The 21,228-nt window shown below is 29.9% G+C and carries 18 protein-coding genes; 3 read left to right on the top strand and 15 right to left on the bottom strand.

Features of this window, described 5'->3' with window-relative positions; all coding sequences use genetic code 11:
• Window positions 1-5 precede the first annotated feature (5 nt).
• Window positions 6-776 (top strand): NlpC/P60 family protein, encoded by a 771-nt coding sequence (locus tag ABY863_RS03950; RefSeq protein ID WP_372792967.1) that lies wholly within the window; start codon window positions 6-8, stop codon window positions 774-776.
• 49 nt (window positions 777-825) lie between these two features.
• On the opposite strand, the gene ABY863_RS03945 is transcribed toward ABY863_RS03950, so the two are convergent.
• Window positions 826-2,106 carry a tetratricopeptide repeat protein gene (locus ABY863_RS03945; RefSeq protein ID WP_372792966.1) on the bottom strand — a complete coding sequence of 427 codons (1,281 nt, stop codon included), beginning with the start codon at window positions 2,104-2,106 and terminating at the stop codon, window positions 826-828.
• Between the two features lie 10 nt (window positions 2,107-2,116).
• A complete protein-coding gene (gene gyrA, locus ABY863_RS03940) occupies window positions 2,117-4,648 on the bottom strand; it encodes a DNA gyrase subunit A (RefSeq protein WP_372792965.1) in 2,532 nt (843 codons plus the stop codon).
• Window positions 4,649-4,905: 257 nt separating this feature from the next.
• Here gyrA and ABY863_RS03935 point away from each other — a divergent pair, with 257 nt between their 5' ends.
• On the top strand, window positions 4,906-7,440 hold the full coding sequence (locus tag ABY863_RS03935) for an ATP-dependent Clp protease ATP-binding subunit (RefSeq protein ID WP_372792964.1): 2,535 nt from the start codon (window positions 4,906-4,908) through the stop codon (window positions 7,438-7,440).
• 18 nt (window positions 7,441-7,458) lie between these two features.
• On the opposite strand, the gene ABY863_RS03930 is transcribed toward ABY863_RS03935, so the two are convergent.
• The 13 genes from ABY863_RS03930 to ABY863_RS03870 form a co-directional block, all read right to left on the bottom strand.
• On the bottom strand, window positions 7,459-8,412 hold the full coding sequence (locus ABY863_RS03930; RefSeq protein ID WP_372792963.1) for a glycosyltransferase family 2 protein: 954 nt from the start codon (window positions 8,410-8,412) through the stop codon (window positions 7,459-7,461).
• A gap of 121 nt (window positions 8,413-8,533) precedes the next feature.
• Window positions 8,534-10,282, bottom strand: a complete 1,749-nt coding sequence (locus tag ABY863_RS03925; RefSeq protein WP_372792962.1) for an acyl-CoA dehydrogenase family protein — start codon at window positions 10,280-10,282, stop codon at window positions 8,534-8,536.
• A 73-nt stretch (window positions 10,283-10,355) separates the two neighbouring features.
• Window positions 10,356-11,375 (bottom strand): electron transfer flavoprotein subunit alpha/FixB family protein, encoded by a 1,020-nt coding sequence (locus ABY863_RS03920; RefSeq protein WP_372792961.1) that lies wholly within the window; start codon window positions 11,373-11,375, stop codon window positions 10,356-10,358.
• A gap of 27 nt (window positions 11,376-11,402) precedes the next feature.
• Complete coding sequence (locus ABY863_RS03915; protein ID WP_372792960.1) at window positions 11,403-12,278, bottom strand: electron transfer flavoprotein subunit beta; 876 nt, start codon at window positions 12,276-12,278, stop codon at window positions 11,403-11,405.
• 181 nt (window positions 12,279-12,459) lie between these two features.
• Window positions 12,460-13,323 carry an enoyl-ACP reductase gene (locus ABY863_RS03910; protein ID WP_372792982.1) on the bottom strand — a complete coding sequence of 288 codons (864 nt, stop codon included), beginning with the start codon at window positions 13,321-13,323 and terminating at the stop codon, window positions 12,460-12,462.
• Window positions 13,324-13,373: 50 nt separating this feature from the next.
• Window positions 13,374-15,026, bottom strand: a complete 1,653-nt coding sequence (gene recN / locus ABY863_RS03905; RefSeq protein WP_372792959.1) for a DNA repair protein RecN — start codon at window positions 15,024-15,026, stop codon at window positions 13,374-13,376.
• A gap of 24 nt (window positions 15,027-15,050) precedes the next feature.
• Window positions 15,051-15,938 carry a DUF4835 family protein gene (locus ABY863_RS03900; RefSeq protein ID WP_372792958.1) on the bottom strand — a complete coding sequence of 296 codons (888 nt, stop codon included), beginning with the start codon at window positions 15,936-15,938 and terminating at the stop codon, window positions 15,051-15,053.
• Window positions 15,931-17,145, bottom strand: a complete 1,215-nt coding sequence (gene coaBC, locus ABY863_RS03895) for a bifunctional phosphopantothenoylcysteine decarboxylase/phosphopantothenate--cysteine ligase CoaBC (RefSeq protein WP_372792957.1) — start codon at window positions 17,143-17,145, stop codon at window positions 15,931-15,933. Before coaBC ends, ABY863_RS03900 begins: the two co-directional genes overlap by 8 nt.
• Window positions 17,146-17,472, bottom strand: coding sequence for a DNA-directed RNA polymerase subunit omega (locus ABY863_RS03890; RefSeq protein WP_372792956.1), 327 nt, complete (start codon window positions 17,470-17,472; stop codon window positions 17,146-17,148).
• Window positions 17,462-18,289: an outer membrane protein assembly factor BamD gene (locus ABY863_RS03885; RefSeq protein ID WP_372792955.1), complete on the bottom strand. Its 828-nt coding sequence runs from the start codon at window positions 18,287-18,289 to the stop codon at window positions 17,462-17,464. Before ABY863_RS03885 ends, ABY863_RS03890 begins: the two co-directional genes overlap by 11 nt.
• Window positions 18,290-18,407: 118 nt before the next feature.
• On the bottom strand, window positions 18,408-18,923 hold the full coding sequence (locus ABY863_RS03880) for a ferritin (protein WP_372792954.1): 516 nt from the start codon (window positions 18,921-18,923) through the stop codon (window positions 18,408-18,410).
• A gap of 55 nt (window positions 18,924-18,978) precedes the next feature.
• Window positions 18,979-19,854 (bottom strand): 4-hydroxy-tetrahydrodipicolinate synthase, encoded by an 876-nt coding sequence (gene dapA / locus ABY863_RS03875; protein ID WP_372792953.1) that lies wholly within the window; start codon window positions 19,852-19,854, stop codon window positions 18,979-18,981.
• Window positions 19,854-20,375 (bottom strand): hypothetical protein, encoded by a 522-nt coding sequence (locus ABY863_RS03870; protein WP_372792952.1) that lies wholly within the window; start codon window positions 20,373-20,375, stop codon window positions 19,854-19,856. The genes dapA and ABY863_RS03870 overlap by 1 nt, the downstream gene beginning before the upstream one ends.
• Before the next feature lie 34 nt (window positions 20,376-20,409).
• On the opposite strand from ABY863_RS03870, the gene ABY863_RS03865 reads away from it, so the two are divergent.
• The gene (locus ABY863_RS03865) at window positions 20,410-21,180 is read left to right on the top strand and encodes a 5'-nucleotidase C-terminal domain-containing protein (RefSeq protein WP_372792951.1); all 771 of its coding nucleotides are present in this window, start codon (window positions 20,410-20,412) and stop codon (window positions 21,178-21,180) included.
• Window positions 21,181-21,228 lie beyond the last annotated feature (48 nt).

Genomic DNA, 21,228 nt, shown 5'->3' with positions numbered 1-21,228 from the left:
TATTTATGCACTACGGAATTTGTAATTTAAGTATTGTTCCTCTTAGAATTGAATCAAATGATACAAGCGAAATGGTTTCGCAATTATTATTTGGTGAACATTTTAAAATATTAGAAATCAATAAAAAATGGAGTAAAATCAGAAGTGCTTTTGATAATTATGAAGGATGGGTTGATAACAAACAAATTGAAGAAATTACTGAAGAAACTTATGAAAATATCCAAAAATCAAAGACAACACTAGCTTCTGAATTAATTGACTTTGCTACTGACAAAAATGAAAATTATACTACCATAGTATTAGGATCTTCCTTACCTTTTTTCAACAATCAAAACTTATTTATTAATGCTACCAATTTTAAATATGAAGGTGCAATTATTTTAGAAAAGTTACCTAAAGAATCTTTAATTAAAATAGCTTTTAAATACCTGAATTCTCCTTATTTACATGGAGGAAAAACACCATTTGGCATTGATTGTTCTGGCTTCACACAAATGGTTTACAAACTTTGTGGATATAAATTATTACGTGATGCAACTCAGCAAGCAACACAAGGTGAGGTTTTAAGCTTTATTGAAGAAAGTGAACCGGGAGATTTAGCCTTTTTTGATAATAATGAAGGTGTTATTACTCATGTTGGTATTATTATGAAAGATAATTACATCATTCATGCTTATGGAAAAATTAGAATTGATAGAATTGATCATAGTGGTATTTTTAATATAGATACACATAGACATACTCATAAGCTACGAGTCATTAAAAAAATTATATAAAAAAAGCTCACATATATGTGAGCTTTTTTTATATAAGAAAAATCGTTTATTATCCTTTTAATTCATCATAAACCGCTCTAATTGCATCCAATTTTTCGGTCATTTCTAAATTTTCATATAAGCCCATTAAAGTTTGAATAATGCTAATGCTTTTTCCATCTAATTCATAAGCTTTTTCGTAATATGGAATTGCTTTTCTGTATATTTCAAATTGTTGCTCCTGTAATTTATCATATTTATTAAAATCTGATAAACTTTTATTCATTTCATTAATAATAGGCTTTGTTTCTTCTATAATTGCTGCACCAATATTATTATATGCATCTCCATAATCTGGTTTTAATTCAATTGCTTTTTCAAAGTATTTAATAGCCTCCGCATTATTTTTTTGATCCATATTCATAACTCCAACATTGTAATATAAAGTTGGATCGGTTGGATTAATAGTAATAGCTTCTTCTAATTTCTCTTTAAATTTAGCATTATCCCCTAATTTATAATAAATATTAGCTTCATCAATCAATAAAGAATAGCTTTCAGGAAATTCTGTTCTACCTCTTGCTATCACTTCCAATGCTTTTGTATTATCACCTAAAGATGAGTAATTTTGAGCTAAGTTTTTAAAAATAAACTCTCTACGAGAATCTTTAGCTTCTTCCCTAGGGTTTTCAACTATGCCTAACTTCACTTGTAAGTCCATTGCTTTTTTATCATTAAAAGTAATTTCTTCTCCATCCTCTTTATTAGTTGCAACATAAATTGTAGTGATTCCAGTATAATTTAACTCCAATAATTTTTCATATAATTCTTTTGAAGTTTCATAATCTTCACCAAAATAATATACCAAAGCTGCATTATCTAAAAAAGATGTGTCTCTTGGGCTTAATGCATAAACTTGATTGAATTTTTTTGCTGCACTTAGATAGTCTGCTGATTCTTTGGTTTCTATAGCTTTACTATAATCTGCAGAAGCTTTCTCAGCAACATTAGTTATCAATTTATTTAACAATTCACTTAACTCATTTGTATACTTTTGGCTATTTGTTTCTTTCTCATAATCAATTAATTGATTGAAAGCTTCTCCTACTTTTAAGATATCTGAATTTTCAGAACCATTTTGGTATAATGCTTTTCCTTTTAAATAATAAAATTTAGCCTTCGTTTTTTGATCGGCATTTGCAATTAATCCTTCTGCCTGATTAATTGCCGCCAATGCAGCTACAAAGTCATTTGATTTCACTGCTTTTTCAGCAGTTTTAAGTTCATCTTTTTGTCCGAATACTGTCATACTTATTATAAATGCTGACAGAATTAATAGTTTTTTTCTCATTTTAATTGGGTTATTCTTGATTTGTATTCTCTTCGTTATTATTCTCTTCATTGTTATTTTCAATTTCCGTGCCATTTTCAATTTCATCAACAATTTCCTCTTCATCTTCATGTGCAACTTTTGCTACAGCTGCAATTGAATCGTTTTCTTTAATGTTGATTAATTTTACACCTTGTGTTGCGCGTCCCATGACACGTAAGTCAGCAACAGCCATTCTAATTGTAATTCCAGATTTATTAATAATCATTAAATCTTCTTCATCTGTCACATTTTTAATAGCTACTAAACTTCCTGTTTTTTCAGTAATATTTATAGTTTTAACACCTTTACCACCACGGTTAGTAATTCTATAATCCTCTAAACTTGATCTTTTACCATACCCTTTTTCAGAAACTACTAATACATCACTTTCTATATCATCAACGGCAATCATCCCAATAACTTCATCATTTTTATGACTTAAAGTTATTCCTCTAACTCCAGAAGCTCCTCTACCCATTGGACGTGTTTTACTTTCTTCAAAACGAATAGATTTACCTGATTTTAAACCAATCATAATTTGACTGTCTCCTGTTGTTAATTTAGCTTCTAAAAGTTCATCACCCTCTTTAATAGTAATTGCATTTATACCATTAGTTCTTGGTCTAGAATATTGCTCTAAAGAAGTCTTTTTAACTTGACCTTTTTTAGTAGCCATTATAATATAATGACTGTTTACATATTCTTCATTTTTCAAATCTTCAGTAACTAAAAACGCTTTAACAACATCATCTTGCTCAATATTAACTAAATTTTGCATAGCCCTACCCTTTGAAGTTTTTCCTCCTTCAGGTATTTCATAAACTCGCATCCAAAATACTTTTCCTTTTTGAGTAAAGAATAACATATATTGATGGTTTGTACCTATGAATAAATGTTCTAAGAAATCTTCATTTCTAGTTGCTACACCTTTTTGACCTCTACCTCCTCTATTTTGAACTTTATATTCATCTAAATTAGTACGTTTTACATAACCCGCATGAGAAATTGTAACTACTACTTGTGAATTAGGAATCATATCTTCAATAGATAAATCTCCTCCTGCATATTCAATTACAGATCTTCTATCATCTCCATATTTATCACGAACAGTAATTAATTCTCCCTTAATTATTTCATAACGTCTACCTTCATTTGCTAAAATATCTTTTAAATCGATAATTAACGCCATAATTTCTTCATATTCAGCTCTTAGCTTATCTTGCTCTAAGCCAGTTAATTGACGTAAACGCATTTCAACTATAGCTTTCGATTGAATTTCAGATAATTTGAAACGAATAATTAAATTTTCTCTTGCTTCATCAGCGTTAGAAGAAGCTCTAATTATTTTAATTACTTCGTCAATATTATCACTCGCTATAATTAATCCCTCTAAAATATGAGCTCTAGCTTCAGCCTTTTTAAGTTCAAATTCTGTTCTTCTTACAACAACTTCATGTCTGTGTTCAACAAAATAATGTATTAATTCTTTTAAATTTAATTGTTGTGGACGCCCATTAACCAGTGCTATATTATTTACACTAAATGATGTTTGTAAGCCCGTATATTTAAATAATTTATTTAAAACAATGTTAGGAATTGCATCGCGTTTTAAAACATAGACAATGCGCATACCATCTCTATCCGATTCATCACGAATATTAGCAATGCCTTCTAATTTTTTTTCATTTACTAAGTCCGCAGTTTTTTTAATCATTTCTGCCTTATTCACTTGATAAGGAATTTCAGTAACAATAATGCATTCTCTACCTTGAACTTCTTCAATTATAGCCTTTGCACGCATTACAATTCTTCCTCTACCTGTTTCAAAAGCTTCTTTAACACCTTCATAACCATAAATAATACCGCCTGTTGGAAAATCAGGGGCTTTAATATGCTGCATTAATTCAGAAATTTCGATATCTCTGTTTTCAATATATGCTAGTGTCCCATTAATAACTTCGGTTAAGTTATGGGGCGCCATATTAGTCGCCATCCCTACTGCAATACCTGAAGCTCCATTTACTAATAAAGTAGGAATTCTTGTAGGTAAAACAGTTGGTTCATTTAATGTATCATCAAAGTTAAGCCTATGATCTACAGTGTCTTTTTCAATATCCGCAAGCATTTCTTCCGAAATTTTTTGCATACGCACCTCTGTATAACGCATTGCTGCGGGGCTGTCCCCATCAACAGACCCAAAGTTACCCTGACCATCAACCATCATATATCGCACACTCCAATCTTGAGCCATACGTACCATGGCATCATAAACAGAAGTATCTCCATGCGGATGATACTTACCTAGTACTTCCCCAACAATTCTTGCTGATTTTTTATAAGACCCTGTTGCTTTTATACCTAACTCATGCATCCCAAATAAAACCCTTCTATGCACTGGTTTTAAACCATCGCGCACATCAGGCAACGCTCTTGAAACAATTACTGACATTGAATAATCAATGTAAGCAGATTTCATCTCATCTTCAATGTTAATAGGTATCAATTTTTCTCCGTCTGCCATATGTTTTTTAATTTATTTTAGTTTCAAATTTTAACAAAGCAATATACAATTTTTCATTTTTTTACAAGTTATTTAACCTGTTGTTTTTTCAATATTTATCAACATCAAAACATTAAAAATAAACCTTATAACATGCTGATTATCAATAATTTTAAACCCCCAAAAATGGGTAAAAATTTAAATTTAACAAAAGAGGTGTTATTTTTGTGCAAAAAAAAGAAAAAAAACCGTTAATTTTACAATATAAATACAAAATTATGGACGATAATTTCTCACCAAAAGTTAAAGATGTAATTGCATACAGTAAAGAAGAAGCCTTACGTTTGGGTCATGATTTTATTGGCACTGAACATTTAATATTAGGATTATTAAGAAAAGGAACTGGAAAAGCAATAGAAATTTTAAATTCATTAGATATAAACCTTGATCATTTAAGAAAAAAAATCGAGGTTTTAAGTCCTGCAAATCCTTCTGCTGATTTTGCTAATGAAAAGAAAAGTTTACACTTAACAAGACAAGCTGAAAAAGCACTAAAAACTACTTTTTTAGAAGCAAAGCTATATCAAAGTGCATCTGTAAATACAGCGCACTTATTGTTATGTATTTTACGTAATGAAAATGATCCTACCACAAAATTATTTCACAATTTTGGAGCAAATTATGACGATGTAAAAACGGTATTTAAGCAAACTTATTTAAACGAAGAAATAGATTTGCCAAGAGCAGAAAATTCATCTGATGATGATTTTGATTCACCTAAATCGAATCCTTTTGAACAAAGTAAAGGGTCTGCACCTACTGAAAAGAAGTCTAGAACTCCTGTTTTAGATAACTTTGGGCGTGATTTAACGCGTTTAGCTGAAGAAGGTAAATTAGATCCTGTAGTTGGACGCCAAAAAGAAATAGAACGTGTTTCTCAAATTTTAAGTCGAAGAAAAAAGAACAACCCAATGCTAATTGGTGAACCTGGAGTTGGTAAATCTGCCATTGCCGAAGGTTTAGCATTACGTATTGTTCAACGTAAAGTGTCTCGAATTTTATTTAACAAACGTGTAGTTTCACTTGATTTAGCAAGTTTAGTTGCTGGTACAAAATATCGTGGCCAATTTGAAGAACGAATGAAAGCTTTAATGAATGAATTAGAAAAAAATGATGATATCATTTTGTTCATTGATGAAATTCATACCATAGTTGGTGCAGGTGGCGCAACGGGTTCTTTAGATGCTTCAAATATGTTAAAACCCGCCTTAGCAAGAGGTGAAATTCAATGTATTGGAGCTACAACTTTAGATGAGTTTAGAACAAATATTGAAAAAGATGGAGCCTTAGAACGTAGATTCCAAAAAGTAATTGTTGAGCCTACTTCAGTTGATGAAACAATTCAAATTTTACAAAATATAAAAGATAAATATGAAGATCACCATAATGTTACTTATACAGATGAAGCAATTGTAGCTTGTGTAAAATTAACAAATAGATATATGACTGATCGTTTTTTACCAGACAAAGCTATTGATGCTTTAGATGAATCTGGCTCTCGTATTCATATCACCAATATTGTAGTACCTAAAGAAGTTTTAAGTTTAGAAGCTCAATTAGAAAAAATTAAAGAAGATAAAACAGCTGCTGTAAGTGGTCAAAAGTATGAAGAAGCTGCCCGTTTACGTGATGATGAAAAACGTATTGAAGGGTTATTATTAACTGAACAATTAAGATGGGAAGAAGCTTCAAAATTAAATCGTGAAATTGTAACGGAAGATAATGTTGCGGAAGTAGTATCTATGATGACAGGAATTCCTGTAAATAGAATTGCAGAAGCCGAAAGCCAAAGATTACATGATTTACCAAATCTTATCAAAGGAAAAGTTATTGGTCAAGACGAGGCTGTTTCTAAAGTTGTTAAAGCCATTCAGCGTAATAGAGTTGGACTAAAAGATCCAAACAAACCAATTGGCTCATTTATATTTTTAGGCCAAACTGGTGTTGGAAAAACACAACTTGCTAAAGTTTTAGCTACTGAGTTATTTGATAATGAAGATGCACTTGTTAGAATTGATATGAGTGAATATATGGAGAAATTTGCAATTTCTCGTTTAATTGGAGCTCCTCCAGGTTATGTTGGTTATGAAGAAGGCGGACAACTAACCGAAAAAATTAGACGCAAACCTTATGCAGTTGTATTATTAGATGAAATTGAGAAAGCGCATCCTGATGTGTTTAATATGTTACTTCAAATATTAGATGATGGATATATTACAGATAGTCTTGGAAGAAAAATTGATTTTAGAAATACTATTATTATCATGACATCTAACATTGGTTCTCGTCAGTTAAAAGATTTTGGTGCTGGAGTTGGTTTTGGAACTGCTTCAAAAACAGAACAAGCTGATGCGAATGCTAAAAGTATGATTGAAAATGCTTTAAAAAAATCATTTGCTCCAGAATTTTTAAATAGAATTGATGATGTTGTTGTATTTAATGCTTTAGAACGAGAAGATATTCATTCAATTATTGATATTGAATTAAGAAAACTTATTTTACGCATTGAAGATTTAGGTTATCATCTTAGTTTATCTGATAAAGCTAAAGATTATATTGCAGATAAAGGTTTTGATAGACAATATGGAGCGAGACCATTAAAACGTGCTATTCAAAAGTATATTGAAGATACTTTAGCTGAAGAAATTGTTAATTCAAAATTAAATGAAGGAGATACTATTTTTATGGATTTAGATGAAAAAACTAATGAATTAACTATAAAAATAAAAAAAGGAAAAAAAAAGGCTGAGTAATTCTCAACCTTTTTAAGATTAATTTTTTAAAAACAATCCTTTTAAAAAACCAAATCCGTAGCCTGTAAATTGAATAAGTGTTGTAAAAATACTTAATACAGCTACGGATATATTTTTGTTTTTTATTAATGAATCCAAAAATATCAATGTAAAGTACATCCCAAACAATAATGCTAAAAATTTAATTCCAACAAATAAACTAATTAGAGCTATTGCAAAAAATAGTATAAAAATTGTTGGAAACCAATATGTAATTTTAGCTGTATCTGGATACTTTTTATTTAAAAACGGACGCCCTTTTCCAAAGGCAAATGTTTGCTTAAAAAATTGTTGAAAAGTAGATCTTCTTTTATGATACACAAAAGCATTTTCAATAAACTGTGTTTCAAAATTATTTTCCCATAAACGAAACGTCAAATCAATATCCTCTCCTATTTTCATTTTACTAAAACCTTTTGTTTTTTCAAATGCTTTTTTTGAAATTCCCAAATTAAAACTTCTTGGTTGAAACTTATCAACTGATTTTTTATTTCCTCTGATTCCTCCTGTAGTTAAAAAGGAAGTCATGCTATAATTTATAGCTTTTTGGATGATAGTGAAAGATTCATGTGCAGCATCTGCTCCACCAAAAGCATCTGTGTATTTTTTAATCAAAGCTTTTTCAACTTCAACCAAATAATTTGAAGGAATAATACAATCTGAATCAAAAATGATAAAATAATTTCCAGAAGCTCTTTCCATCCCGAAATTTCTGCTTGCTCCTGCTCCACTGTTTTCTTTAAAAAAATAGTTAAGATTTAACTCCTTCGAATAATTATCAACTATTTCCTTTGAACTATTCTCTGAACCATCTTCAACTACAACAACTTCAAAGTTTTTAGAATAACTTTGTTTTGTTAAACTAGCTAACAATTCTTCAATTTCTTGAGGACGATTATAAACAGGAATGATAATAGAAAATTGTAACTCCATACATTATTTTGCGAATTCAAATTTAATGTATTTTAACTAAATACAAATACCGAATAATCAATAAAAAAACCTACTTTGAAAAGAAACAAAGTAGGCTGAACACTATTTTAACTAAAACTATTTATACCTCTTCAGTTACTTCAACTTCAACATTTATTTGAGCCTCAGTTACTTTATACAATTCTAAATTTTCAACTTCAAAATTAGCTATATAATCGTATTTTTCTTTGTTTTCTGATTTTACTAAATTCACATATAATTTTGCCGATTTAGTAAATTTAGCATCTCTTTGATTGTTTAAAACCAATAAATATCCCATAATAATATTTCCAGCCATTTCAACCAAACGTCTTGAATGAAAATCTAATAAAGGTATATTACTCTCATCAATTACTTTTTTAGAAATGGTTTCAAAATCAGCGGTCATTTCTTGAAGTGATTTTTTTAATATAACATTTTCTTCAGAAATTTCACTTTCATAAACTTTCATTTGTTCTAAAAAAACTCCAGTGGTAACACCTTTTATTGCTGCGATGGTTTGTAATTGTGTTGTACCTTCATAAATTGAAGTAATACGAGCATCTCTATAAATACGTTCTATTGGGAAATCAGACATAAAACCTGTACCACCATGAATTTGTAGAGAATCATAGGCAATTTTATTACACGCTTCACTTGCTGTCATTTTAATTAACGGTGTAAAAACATTCGCCAATTTCATATAATGTTTCATTTCATTTCGCTCTTCACTTTCCAACTTTCGTTCACTCATTACATCTTCATATGCTTTTGAAATATCAACAAAACTAGTGGTTTCATATAAGAGTGAGCGTAAAGCATCAATCTTAATTTTCATATTTGTTAGCATTTCATAAACCGCTGGGAAATTTAAAATATATTTTCCAAACTGCGCTCTTTCTTCAGCATATTTCAATGCTTCTCTATAAGCCGCATCTGCAATTCCAACTGACTGAGCTCCAACACCTAATCGTGCAGAATTCATCAATGCCATTACATATTTAATCAATCCAAAACGTTCTTTTCCAACCAATTCGGCTGGTGCATTTTTAAATACCAATTCACACGTTGGCGAACCTTTAATTCCTAATTTTTTCTCTAAATGACGAACCTCAACTGCATGAGCACTTCTATCATATATAAACATTGATAAACCTCTGGCATCTGTTGTATTTTCTTCAGATCTTGCTAAAACTAGTGAAATATCAGCATCACCATTAGTAATAAAACGTTTTACACCGTTTAACTTCCAAGTTTGGTCATCTTCATCAAAAGTGGCTTTTAATTTTACAGCCTGTAAATCAGATCCCGCATCTGGCTCTGTTAAAACCATTGCTGCAGTTACTCCATCTCGATTAAAACGTGGTAAATATTTTTCGCGTTGTTCTTCTGAACCAAATTCATAAATGGTTTCTGCACAATCTTGCAATCCCCAAATATTGGCAAAACCAGCATCAGCTCTTGCCACCATTTCAGCAGCCATTACATAAGGTAGTAGCGGAAAATTTAAACCTCCGTACTTTCTTGGTAATCCCATACCTATTAAACCTGCATCATACAATGCTTTATAATCTGCAGTAGTTCCTTTTGCATAAACCACTTCATTATTTTCTATATGAGGTCCTTCAATATCAACACCCTCTGCATTTACTGAAATTGTCTCGGCACAAATTTCACCAACAATTTCTAATATTTTTCCGTAGTTGTCTATAGCGTCTTCATGATTTAAAGGAGCATAATCATAGTGTTCAGATTCCTCAAAATTGCGTTCTTTTAATTTTACAATTTTTTGAACGATTGGATGTTCCAAATGAAATTTAAAATCTGGAGTATCTTTGAAAAAATTATCCATTTTATACTTTTTTTATATTTTTGAATTTTGAATTAAAATTTCAAACCAAAATTCACTTGTTTTTATTACTATTTTATTTTGCGTTCTTTTTGTAAAATTCAATCATTTTAGGAACCACAACACCTACATCTCCATTAATTACATAATCTGCAATTTTATTAATTGGTGCATCTGGATCGTTGTTTATTGAAATAATCATAGAAGCATCTTGCATACCGGCAGTATGCTGAATTGCACCTGAAATTCCTGCAGCAATATATAATTTTGGGCGAACGGTAGTTCCAGTTTGGCCAATTTGACGATCATGATCAATATACCCAGCATCAACAGCAGCTCTTGATCCTCCAACTTCACCTCCTAATAATTTTGCTAGTTCAATTAAATGATCAAAATTTTCTTTTGAGCCAACACCATAACCTCCTGAAACAATAATTGGAGCATCTTTTAAGTTCACTCCTGATTTTTGAATATGACGTTCAATAATATTAACCAAAAAATCTTCTTCTTTTAAAATTGAATTAACATCAATTTCAATAACTTCAGTACTATAATGTTCATCAAAAATTTCTTTTTTCATGACACCTTCACGTACTGTTGCCATTTGTGGATGCATATCCCAATTAATAATGTTAGCCATAATACTCCCCCCAAAAGCAGGACGAATAGCATATAGTAAATCTTTATATTCTTTCTTTTCTTTCTTCACAAAATGATCACCAATATCTAATATTGTACAATCAGCTGTTAACCCACAATTTAACTGTGATGCTAATCTTGGTGCTAAATCTCTTCCAACTGAAGTTGCCCCAAACAACACAATTTGAGGATCTTCATCTTTTAATATTTTTGAAGCCAAGGCTGCGTGAGGCAATGTTCTATAAGGTTCTAACCTCATACTATTTCCTATAAATAATCTATCTACACCAAAAGGCGCAATTTGACTTTCAATTCCGTTTAAACTTGAACCAAAAACCATCGCATCTAACGGGCATCCTAACTTTTCAGCTAAGCGTTTTCCTGCTGATAATAATTCCTGACTTATATCTGCGACCATTTGATTTTCAACTTCGCAATATACCATTACACTTTTCATACTTAATACTTTTAAATTTTATATAAATTACCCAATGGTATGATGTTCAATTAATTCTTTAATCATTCCTTCAATATCGATATCTGAACTTGTTAAAATTTTTGCTTCACTTGCTGTTAAAACAATACTTTCAACACTTTTAACTTTGGTTGGTGAACCAGCTAAACCAATTTTAGTTACATCTGCATCAATATCTTCAACACTCCATTCTGGAATAGTTAAGTATGAGCGCTTTTCATGTAATGAAAGCAACATTTCATCTGCTGATCTTAATTCTGTTTTAGATCTGGCATATTTGTATTTCATCACATTTTTAGCGTGTCTAGATCTGCATTTAGGTGAAGATCCATGAACAGTCATTAAGCAAGGATATGGAGCTGAAACAGTTTCAACACCTTTTTCTAAACGTCTTCTTGCTATAATTTCATCATCCTTTATTTCTAAAATTTCTTCCACATAAGTTACCTGCGGAATTTGTAGCTTATCGGCACATTGTGGTCCAACCTGAGCTGTATCACCATCAATAGCTTGTCTTCCTCCCAAAATTAAATCGTAAGGCGCTAATTTTTTAATCCCTTGAACTAAAGTATAACTTGTAGCTAATGTATCTGCTCCACCAAAACGCCTATCAGAAATCATAATACCATTATCAACACCACGATAATAACCTTCTCTAATTATATCTGCTGCTTTTGGTGGTCCCATGGTTAAAATGGTTACTGTTGTTCCAGGAACTCTATCTTTTATATTTAATGCCAATTCCAGCGCATGTAAATCATCTGGATTGAATACGGTTGAAAGTTTACCTCTATTTACTGTACCATCTGGCTTCATTGCGTCAGGACCAACGTGTCTGGTGTCTGGCACTTGCTTTGCTAGTACTATAATTTTAAGTGGTCTCATAAAAAAATTCTTGTTTATGTTTAATTCTACCAAAAATAGATTTTTAAATTCATGTAAAACATGACATTACTCATACAATAGAATAAATTAACTTAATTATGGTAAAAAAAATTAGATTAGGCACAAAAAAAAGCGATGATTTTTCAATCATCGCTTTTCAATATTTATATAAATACTATTATTATTTAGTTTTCTTAGGTTCTTCAACAACTTTAGTTTCTTCAGGCTGAAAATCTTTCATGAAATTATCCATAATAGCATTGCTTACTCCCATATTTGAGAAACCACCATCGTGAAATAAATTTTGTAACGTCACTTTCTTTGTTAAGTCAGAGAATAAACTAATTGTATAATCTGCACATTCTAATGCTGTTGCATTTCCAAGTGGAGACATTTGTTCAGCATATGCAATAAATCCATCGAAACCTTTTACACCACTTCCAGCAGTTGTTGGTGTTGGTGATTGTGAAATAGTATTTACACGTACTTTTTTATCACGTCCAAAGAAATAACCAAAACTACGAGCTACAGATTCTAAATAAGCTTTATTATCGGCCATATCATTATAATCAGGAAACACACGCTGTGCTGCCATATATGATAAAGCAACAATACTTCCCCATTCGTTCATGGCGTCTCGTTGGTATAAAACGCTCATTAATCTATGAAAAGACAAAGCTGAAACATCAAAACCAGTTTTAGTAAAGTTATAATCTTGATGTGTATAATGATTTCCTCTACGTACATTTACCGACATTCCTATTGAATGCAAAACGAAATCAATTTTACCACCTAAAATTTTCACTGCACCATCTACTAAATCTTCCAAATCCATAATAGATGTAGCATCTGCAGCAATTACTTCTGAACCTGTTTTCTCAGCCAATTCTGCAATAGTTCCAAGTCTTAATGCAACTGGTGCATTTGATAAAACAAATATTGCACCTTCTTCGTGTGCTCTTTCTGCAACCTTCCAAGCAATTGATTTAGAGTCTAAAGCTCCTAAAATAATTCCTCTTTTCCCTTTTAGTAAATTATACATAATTGTATTTTTATTTGATTTATTTTTAAATAGTTTGCAAATATAGTAAATTCTTAACTTAACAACTCTTTTGCATGCTCAATAGCTGTTGTTGTGATATTTTTACCACCTAACATTTCTGCAATTTCGTTGATACGCTCATCCTCCGTTAGCTCAATTAATTTAGTTACTATATTATTAGCAATATCTTGTTTATAAACTTTATAATGTTGTTTTCCTTTTGCTGCAATTTGTGGTAAATGTGTAATTGAAATTACTTGCATATTCTCACTCATTTGCTGCATAATTTCAGCCATTTTTTGAGAAATATCACCTGAAACTCCAGTATCAATTTCATCAAAAATAATAGTTGGCAATTTTAAATATTCTGAAAGAATTGCTTTTACCGACAACATAATTCGAGACATTTCACCACCAGAAGCTATTTTCTTAAGTTCCCCAAAATTAACTCCTTTATTTGCCGAAATCAATAACTGTAACTCATCTTTACCATTCACAAAATACTGGTTAGAATGCGTTAACTTAAATTGAAAGCGCGTATTTTCCATTCCTAAATTAGATAAGCTCTTTTCTAATTTCTTAACTAAAACTGGGATTGCTTTTTCTCTTTGCTGAAATATTGTTTTTGCAAGCTCATCAATTTTTTCTGCAACACTTTTAACTTCATTTTCTTTTTTAGCAATTATTCCTGAAGAATTTTCTACTGCATCAACTTTTACTGAAAGTTCTTCCTGAATAACTAACAATTCAGCAATTGATTTCACCCCATGTTTCTTTTGTAAATTGTAAATTAATTGCAACCTGTCATTTAATTTTACCAATTCCGAAGGATCAAAATCAATCGTTTCATTTAAATTTTCAACTTCAGCTGCAATATCATCAAATTCAACTTTTAAACTAAAAGCTCTATCAAATAATTCTTTGTATTCTTTTGAAAACCCTGAAATTTTATTTAAATTATTAGTAAAAGAAATTAATAAAGTTTGCAGGCCTATTTCGTCATTTAATCCAATTGATTGGGCTTCCGATAAATTTAATTTTATCTCTTCAATATTATTTAATTTATCTAATGATTCTTCTATTTCCTCTTGCTCATCAACTTTTAATACTGCTTTATTTAACTCATCAAACAAATGCAAATTATATTCATACTGCTCTTTTGCTTTTTCTTGAGTAGCTTTTAGTTGATTTAATTCTTTTTTAAGCTGATTAAACAATACCAAACCTCTTTTATAGGATTCTATTTTTGCAAAATTATTGGCTATTGCATCAATAATTTCAAATTGAAAAGTACTGTTAGATAATTGTAAAGTTTGATGTTGTGAATGAACATCAATTAATTTTTCACTTAATGCTTGTAAAACTTGTAATGTTGTAGGCGTATCATTAATAAATGCTCTCGATTTTCCACTTGGAAGAATTTCTCTTCTTATAATAGTTTCACTTTCAAAATCTAATGCATTCTCTTTAAAAAATGATTCTAATAAATAATTTGAAATAGAAAACTGAGCCTCGATAATACATTTATTCTCTGTGTCTTTCAAAGTTGATGAATCAGCCCTATTCCCTAATACTAGGCCAAGCGCTCCTAATAGAATAGATTTACCTGCTCCTGTTTCTCCAGTAATAATGGATAATTTATCTTTAAAATTAACAGATAAACTATCAATTAAAGCATAATTTTTTATAGAAAGGTTTGTAAGCATTCTTGTAATTTAATTTTAAAAAAATTACTCTATTTCACTCCACTTTGCAGCGTTAATGGGAGAAATTTTTAGCAAGTCTTCTTTTAATTTAAAAGTATCAAATCTAGGACCATCAGAAAATACACTTACTATTTCACTCGCTTTTGAGTCCATAAAAACACGTAATAAAAAAGCATTTGGCCGTGCATCAAAAATTAATTTTAAACCATCTATTGATTCTGCAATTTTATTCTTTGCTTTAATTTGATCTTCAGCCATAACATCTAATCCCTTTAAGTGATATTCATATAAAGAAGTATGAAACGAGCTATAAGTAGGTGATAATAAATTATCAATTAACGTAAAACGTGTTCCAGTTCCATCATTTTGATTCCACCCAGCATAACCGCTTTGTTGTGCCTGAACCAATATATCTTGTGCTTTTGTAAAAAAAGGTGTCCCTCCATTTAAAGAAAATGTATCAGCATCAAAACCTAAAATTGTGTATACATAATATGAAACAATAGACACTAAATTAGACTCAAATGAATTTTCATTAAATTGTAATGGTTCAAACTCAACATATTTAAACGAGAAATCATCATCTTTAAAATTAAAAACTGGTGTTAAATAAGATGAATTATAAACAGGACGAGATGATTGTATTTGAATATGACCTTTAAAATCGTTTACACTTTGTTCTAAAATGGTTATTGTTAAATTACATTCTATTCGCTCTTGGGCTTTATAATTAGAGTTTGTCCAACGAGTTTGATTCACAAATTCATTTAATGAATTTTCTAACGTTGTGAATATTTGCTTATTAGAGCCTGGTATTTTATCTGAATTTACTGTTATAGTGCAATTTAACTCTTGAGATTTTAATTGAACAACAGTAAAAAGAATAACTAGTATTTGAAGTGTTTTACGCATAAATTCTATTTAAAATTTCATTAAAAATATCTTCGGCAACATCTGCTTTAGATTTAAGACTAAATTCTGAAATTTTTTCGAATTTATCAATAATAGTTACTTTATTTGTTTCATTTTTAAATCCAGCGCCTTTATCTTGTAATGAATTTAATACAATTAAATCTAAATTCTTCTTCTCCAGTTTAGCAGTAGCATTTTCAATTTCATTATTAGTTTCAAGGGCAAAACCTACTAAAAATTGGTCTTTTTTAATTTCACCTAATGAAGCTAATATATCATGTGTTTTCACCAATTCAATAGTCATTGTATTGGCTGATTTTTTTATTTTGTTTTCAGAAACTACTTTAGGTTTGTAATCTGCAACAGCCGCAGAAAGAATTGCAATAGTTGTTGATGGATATATTTTATGAACTTCAGTATACATTTCTTCAGCAGTGGTTACATCAATTCTCTCAATTAACGAATGTGAAACTTTTTCATTAGAAGGTCCTGAAATTAAATAAACTTGTGCTCCTAAGTTAGCCGCCATTTTGGCTAATTCAAATCCCATCTTTCCCGAAGAATGGTTTCCTATAAAACGAACTGGATCAATTGCTTCGTATGTTGGACCTGCTGTTATTAAAACACTTTTATTGTACAATGGCAAACCTTTTACAATATCATTTTCAATAAATGACACAATATTTTCAGGTTCTTCCATTCTACCCTCTCCTTCTAACCCACTTGCTAAAAACCCACTTGACGGTGCTATAAATACGTTTCCAAAGGTTTTTAATTTCTTTATATTCGCTTTTGTAGTTGGATGTTTATACATATCTAAATCCATTGTAGGTGCAAAATACACGTTACATTTTGCAGATAGATATACAGCTAATAATAAATTATCACAAACACCATTTGCCATTTTAGACAATGTATTTGCAGTTGCAGGAGCAACAATCATAAAATCGGCCCAAAGGCCTAATTCAACATGACTGTTCCATTCTTCGTTTTCTTCATCACTTTTATCAAAAAAAGTTGAATATACCGGATTTTGGGAAAGTGTTGATAATGTAAGAGGAGTTACAAAATCTTTAGAAGCAGGTGTCATAACAACTTTAACGTGTGCACCTGCTTTAATAAAAAGTCGAACTAAATGTGCTGTTTTATAAGCAGCAATACCGGCGGTTACACCTAAAAGTATATTTTTACCGCTTAAAACTGACATTTACTCTTGTATTTTTTCTGGATTTCTGTGGTAAATTTTACCTTCAACCCACTCTTGAACGGCAATTGAAGTTGCTTTAGGTAATTTTTCGTAAAATTTAGAAACTTCAATTTGTTCTTTATTTTCAAAAACCTCATCTAAGCTATCTGTGTAAGTTGCAAATTCTTCTAATTTTTCAACTAGTTCATTTTTTAAATCAACACTAATTTGCTCTGCTCTTTTAGCCATAATTGTAATAGCTTCATAAATATTTTCAGTTGGAGCTTCAATTTCATTTTTGTCGTAAGTTACAGTTGTAGTTGCAGCTTTTGAGTTTTTATAATCCATTAGTTTCTGTTTTTAATGTTGTTAAAGAATTTAATTCTTCAGTTGCGTTTGTTAGTAATTTTTCAGTTTCCTCTAAATACTTTGAGTTTGGGAAGCTTCGTTTTAATCTTTCATGCATTTTAACAGCTTCATTAAGCCTTTCTTCTTTTTTTGTGAAATAACTTTTTATAGCTAATTCATAAGCTGATTTAAATTTGAAATATAATGCTTCTTCTTTAAAGGATGTACCTAAATAATCTGACAGTAAATTATCAAATGCAACAATTGCAGCAATATAATCCATTGTATGATAATATTGTCTGGCAATCTCAAATGATTTTTTTTCTAATTTACCTGTTAGCTCCTTTACATATTTATTTGCATCTGCAATATTAGGCGAATTTGGGTATTTAAAAATAAAATTTTGCAAAGCTGTAATAGCTTCATAGGTGTCTTTTTGATCTAAGCTAAATAAAGGTGAAGCGGAATAATAACTATGAGCTGATAAATATGCTGCTTCCTCTATTTTTGAACTTTTCGGATAGTTTTTTACAAACTTATCAAAATAATATGCCGCTAACGTGTATTGCTTTGTGTTATAGTGCGCTTGCGCAACCATATATTGAATACGCTCCATTTGAGGTTTCCCTCTATAACTTGGTGTGATTTTTTCAAATAATTGTATAGCTTTGTTGTATTTCTGAGATTCATACAGTTTTGTAGCCATTTCATACTGCTTTTCAGCAGTACCTTTATTTAATACTTTTTGATATTCACTACAAGATGAAACACCAACAGCTATCAATAAAATGAAAATATAAATTTTAATTTTTTGCATTTGGCAAAATTAGTTATTTAAAATGGATTATTAAAATGATTTTTTACTTGATTAAACCACAAAAATAACTCTGTTTTTGAATAAATATTGCTTAAAAATCTTAATTGTTTGTTAATAATTAAGCTGTTGGAGCAACAGAGCTTACAATTGTAAGTTGCTTAATATCATTATCAAACAAGTATAAACCACCTTTATCATCACCAATTAAATTTATTTTATCTAAAATAGTTCTTGCTTGTGCTTCTTCTTCTATTTGCTCAGCTACATACCATTGTAAGAAATTATGAGTAGCGTAATCTTTTTCTTGTAAAGAAATATGTACTAATTCATTGATGCTTTGCGATACAAATACTTCATGTTTAAATAAGGTTTCAAACATTTCTTTTATAGAACCAAATTCTAGTGAAGGGGCATTTAACTCAGTAACTTGTGCATGTCCACCACGTTCATTTATATACTTAAATAATTTAAGCATATGCATTCTTTCTTCATCTGATTGTCCATACATAAATTGTGAAGTACCTTCTAATCCTTTTTGTTCAGCCCAAGAAGCCATTGCCAAATATATTTGAGAAGATTCAGCTTCAATTCTTATTTGCTTATTTAAAACGGATTGCATTTTTTCTGATAACATAGTATTTTATATTTAATGTTGTTAATTTACGATTAAAAAACTATCAGAAAAAACTCTAATAGTTGGCTGCAAAGGTATTTATTTTTTCTTGTAAATCATAAGAAGCATTCACTAAAGGTAAACGAACATTTTCTGTACAAATATTTAACGTTTTTAATAATGCTTTTATCCCAGCCGGATTCCCTTCTTCAAAAATATAATCTATACTTTCCATTATTTTATAATGTATAGCATTCGCTTCACTTACATTGCCTTTTAATCCTAGTTGAATCATTTCTGAAAAATCTTTAGGCAAACCTTGACCTATTACAGAAATTACACCAACTCCACCTGCTAATACCATAGGTAAAGCAATCATATCATCCCCTGAAATTACCATAAAATCAGCTGGTTTGTTTTGTATTAAACGCTGAACCTGAATCATATCTCCCGCCGCTTCTTTTATAGCTACTATATTTTTAAAATCATTTGCAATTCTAATTACAGTACTTGGCAAAACATTAACACCCGTTCTACTTGGTACATTATATAAGATTATTGGTAGTGGACTAGCTTCTGAAATTGCTTTAAAATGCTGATAAATTCCTTCTTGTGTAGGTTTGTTATAATAAGGTGAAACTGAAAGTATAGCGCAATAATCAGACAAATCAGTCAATTTTAATTCTTCAACTATTGCCATCGTATTATTTCCTCCAACACCAATTACTAATGGCAATCTTCCATTATTTTCTTTAATAATAGTTGCTTTAATTAACTCTTTTTCTTCTGAAGTTAAAGTTGCTGGTTCTCCAGTAGTTCCTAAAATAACTAAATAATTTACTCCATTGTCTATTTGATAGTTTACCAAACGTTTTAAACCTTCAAAATCTACTGATTTGTCTTCATTAAAAGGTGTCACTAATGCGACTCCTGTTCCTATCAATTCTTGCATCATATTTTTTTTAATATTTTTAAAAACTTTAGTAATTCTTTATTAAACAGACCTAAATCTGTTGGTTTGCAGTCAATTAATAAATCATAAAAACGATTGTCTAAATGTTTAAACCCCGCTCTAAAACCTATTTTACATTGCAATAATAGTAAGTTGCTGTATAAATTATCAACTTTACTATAATTAATTAACAAATCGTATTTTTTTGTTAAAATGGTTTTTAATTTTTCGGAATTAATTTTCCCATACCAACCAAAATCTTTGGGTGTTATACTATCTTCTGAATTGCCTTCTTTATCAATTTTCTGTTGAAAAACAACCATTTTCAGATCACTTTCAGCAATATTTAACAGAGACAAAACATCTTTTTTAATCTTATCTTTTTCTGAAATAGCATCTAAAAATACAATTACATGCTTTATTTCTTTTGAAGAAATAGCTGTTGCCTTTTTAAGCAAATCTTCTAACCTTCTGTTAAAAAAAAATTGATTGCTTTTTCGTTTAAATCCTGTAAAAATCATCTATATTTACGATTGATTCACAAAAATAATTAAAATGATTAGTATTTCAGCAATGAAAAAATTTATTCTTTACTTTTTTATACTTTTACTAGTATTAAGCTGTAAAAATGAGCCTTATTTCTTAACTAAAATTGAAGGAAAACAACTTCCAGTAACTGAAGGAATTAACTCCAAAAAAGAAATTGAAGATTTTATAAAACCTTATAAAGAAAGTGTTGATAAAGAAATGAACACTATAATAAGTTATACAACTTCCAATTTAGTTAGAACAGATGGAGAATTGGAAAGTTCTTTAGGAAATTTAATGGCCGATTTATGTTTTGAAAAAGCAAATCCAATATTTAAAAGTAGAAATGGGAAAAATATTGATTTTGCACTATTTAATTATGGCGGAATTAGAGCCGGAATTACTCAAGGAAACATCACAACTCAAAACGCCTTTAATTTAATGCCTTTTGAAAATAATTTAGTTGTTGTTGAATTATCTTCACAAAAAATAGAAGAATTGGTTCAATACTTAATTAAAGAAAATAAAGCAAATCCCATTTCTAAACATGTTCAATTGGTTATTACAAAAAGTGGTTATACATTAAAAATAAAAAACCAATTACTTGATAAAAATAAAACTTATTTTGTGCTTACTTCAGATTATTTACAAAATGGAGGAGATCACATGAATTTTTTCAAAGATCCAATAAATTTATATCCTATTGACTATAAAATAAGAAGTGCAATTATTGATTATCTTAAAGAAACAGATACAATTAAGGTGAATTTAGACGGAAGATTTAGAATTGAAAAATAAAGGAATGAAAAGAAGAAATTTTATAAAAAAAACAACTGTAGCATCCGC

The organism is Lutibacter sp. (assembly GCF_041562875.1).
GTDB lineage: Bacteria > Bacteroidota > Bacteroidia > Flavobacteriales > Flavobacteriaceae > Lutibacter.
Note: the sequence above shows the minus strand (reverse complement) of the source record. Positions and strands in the feature narration are given on the sequence as shown.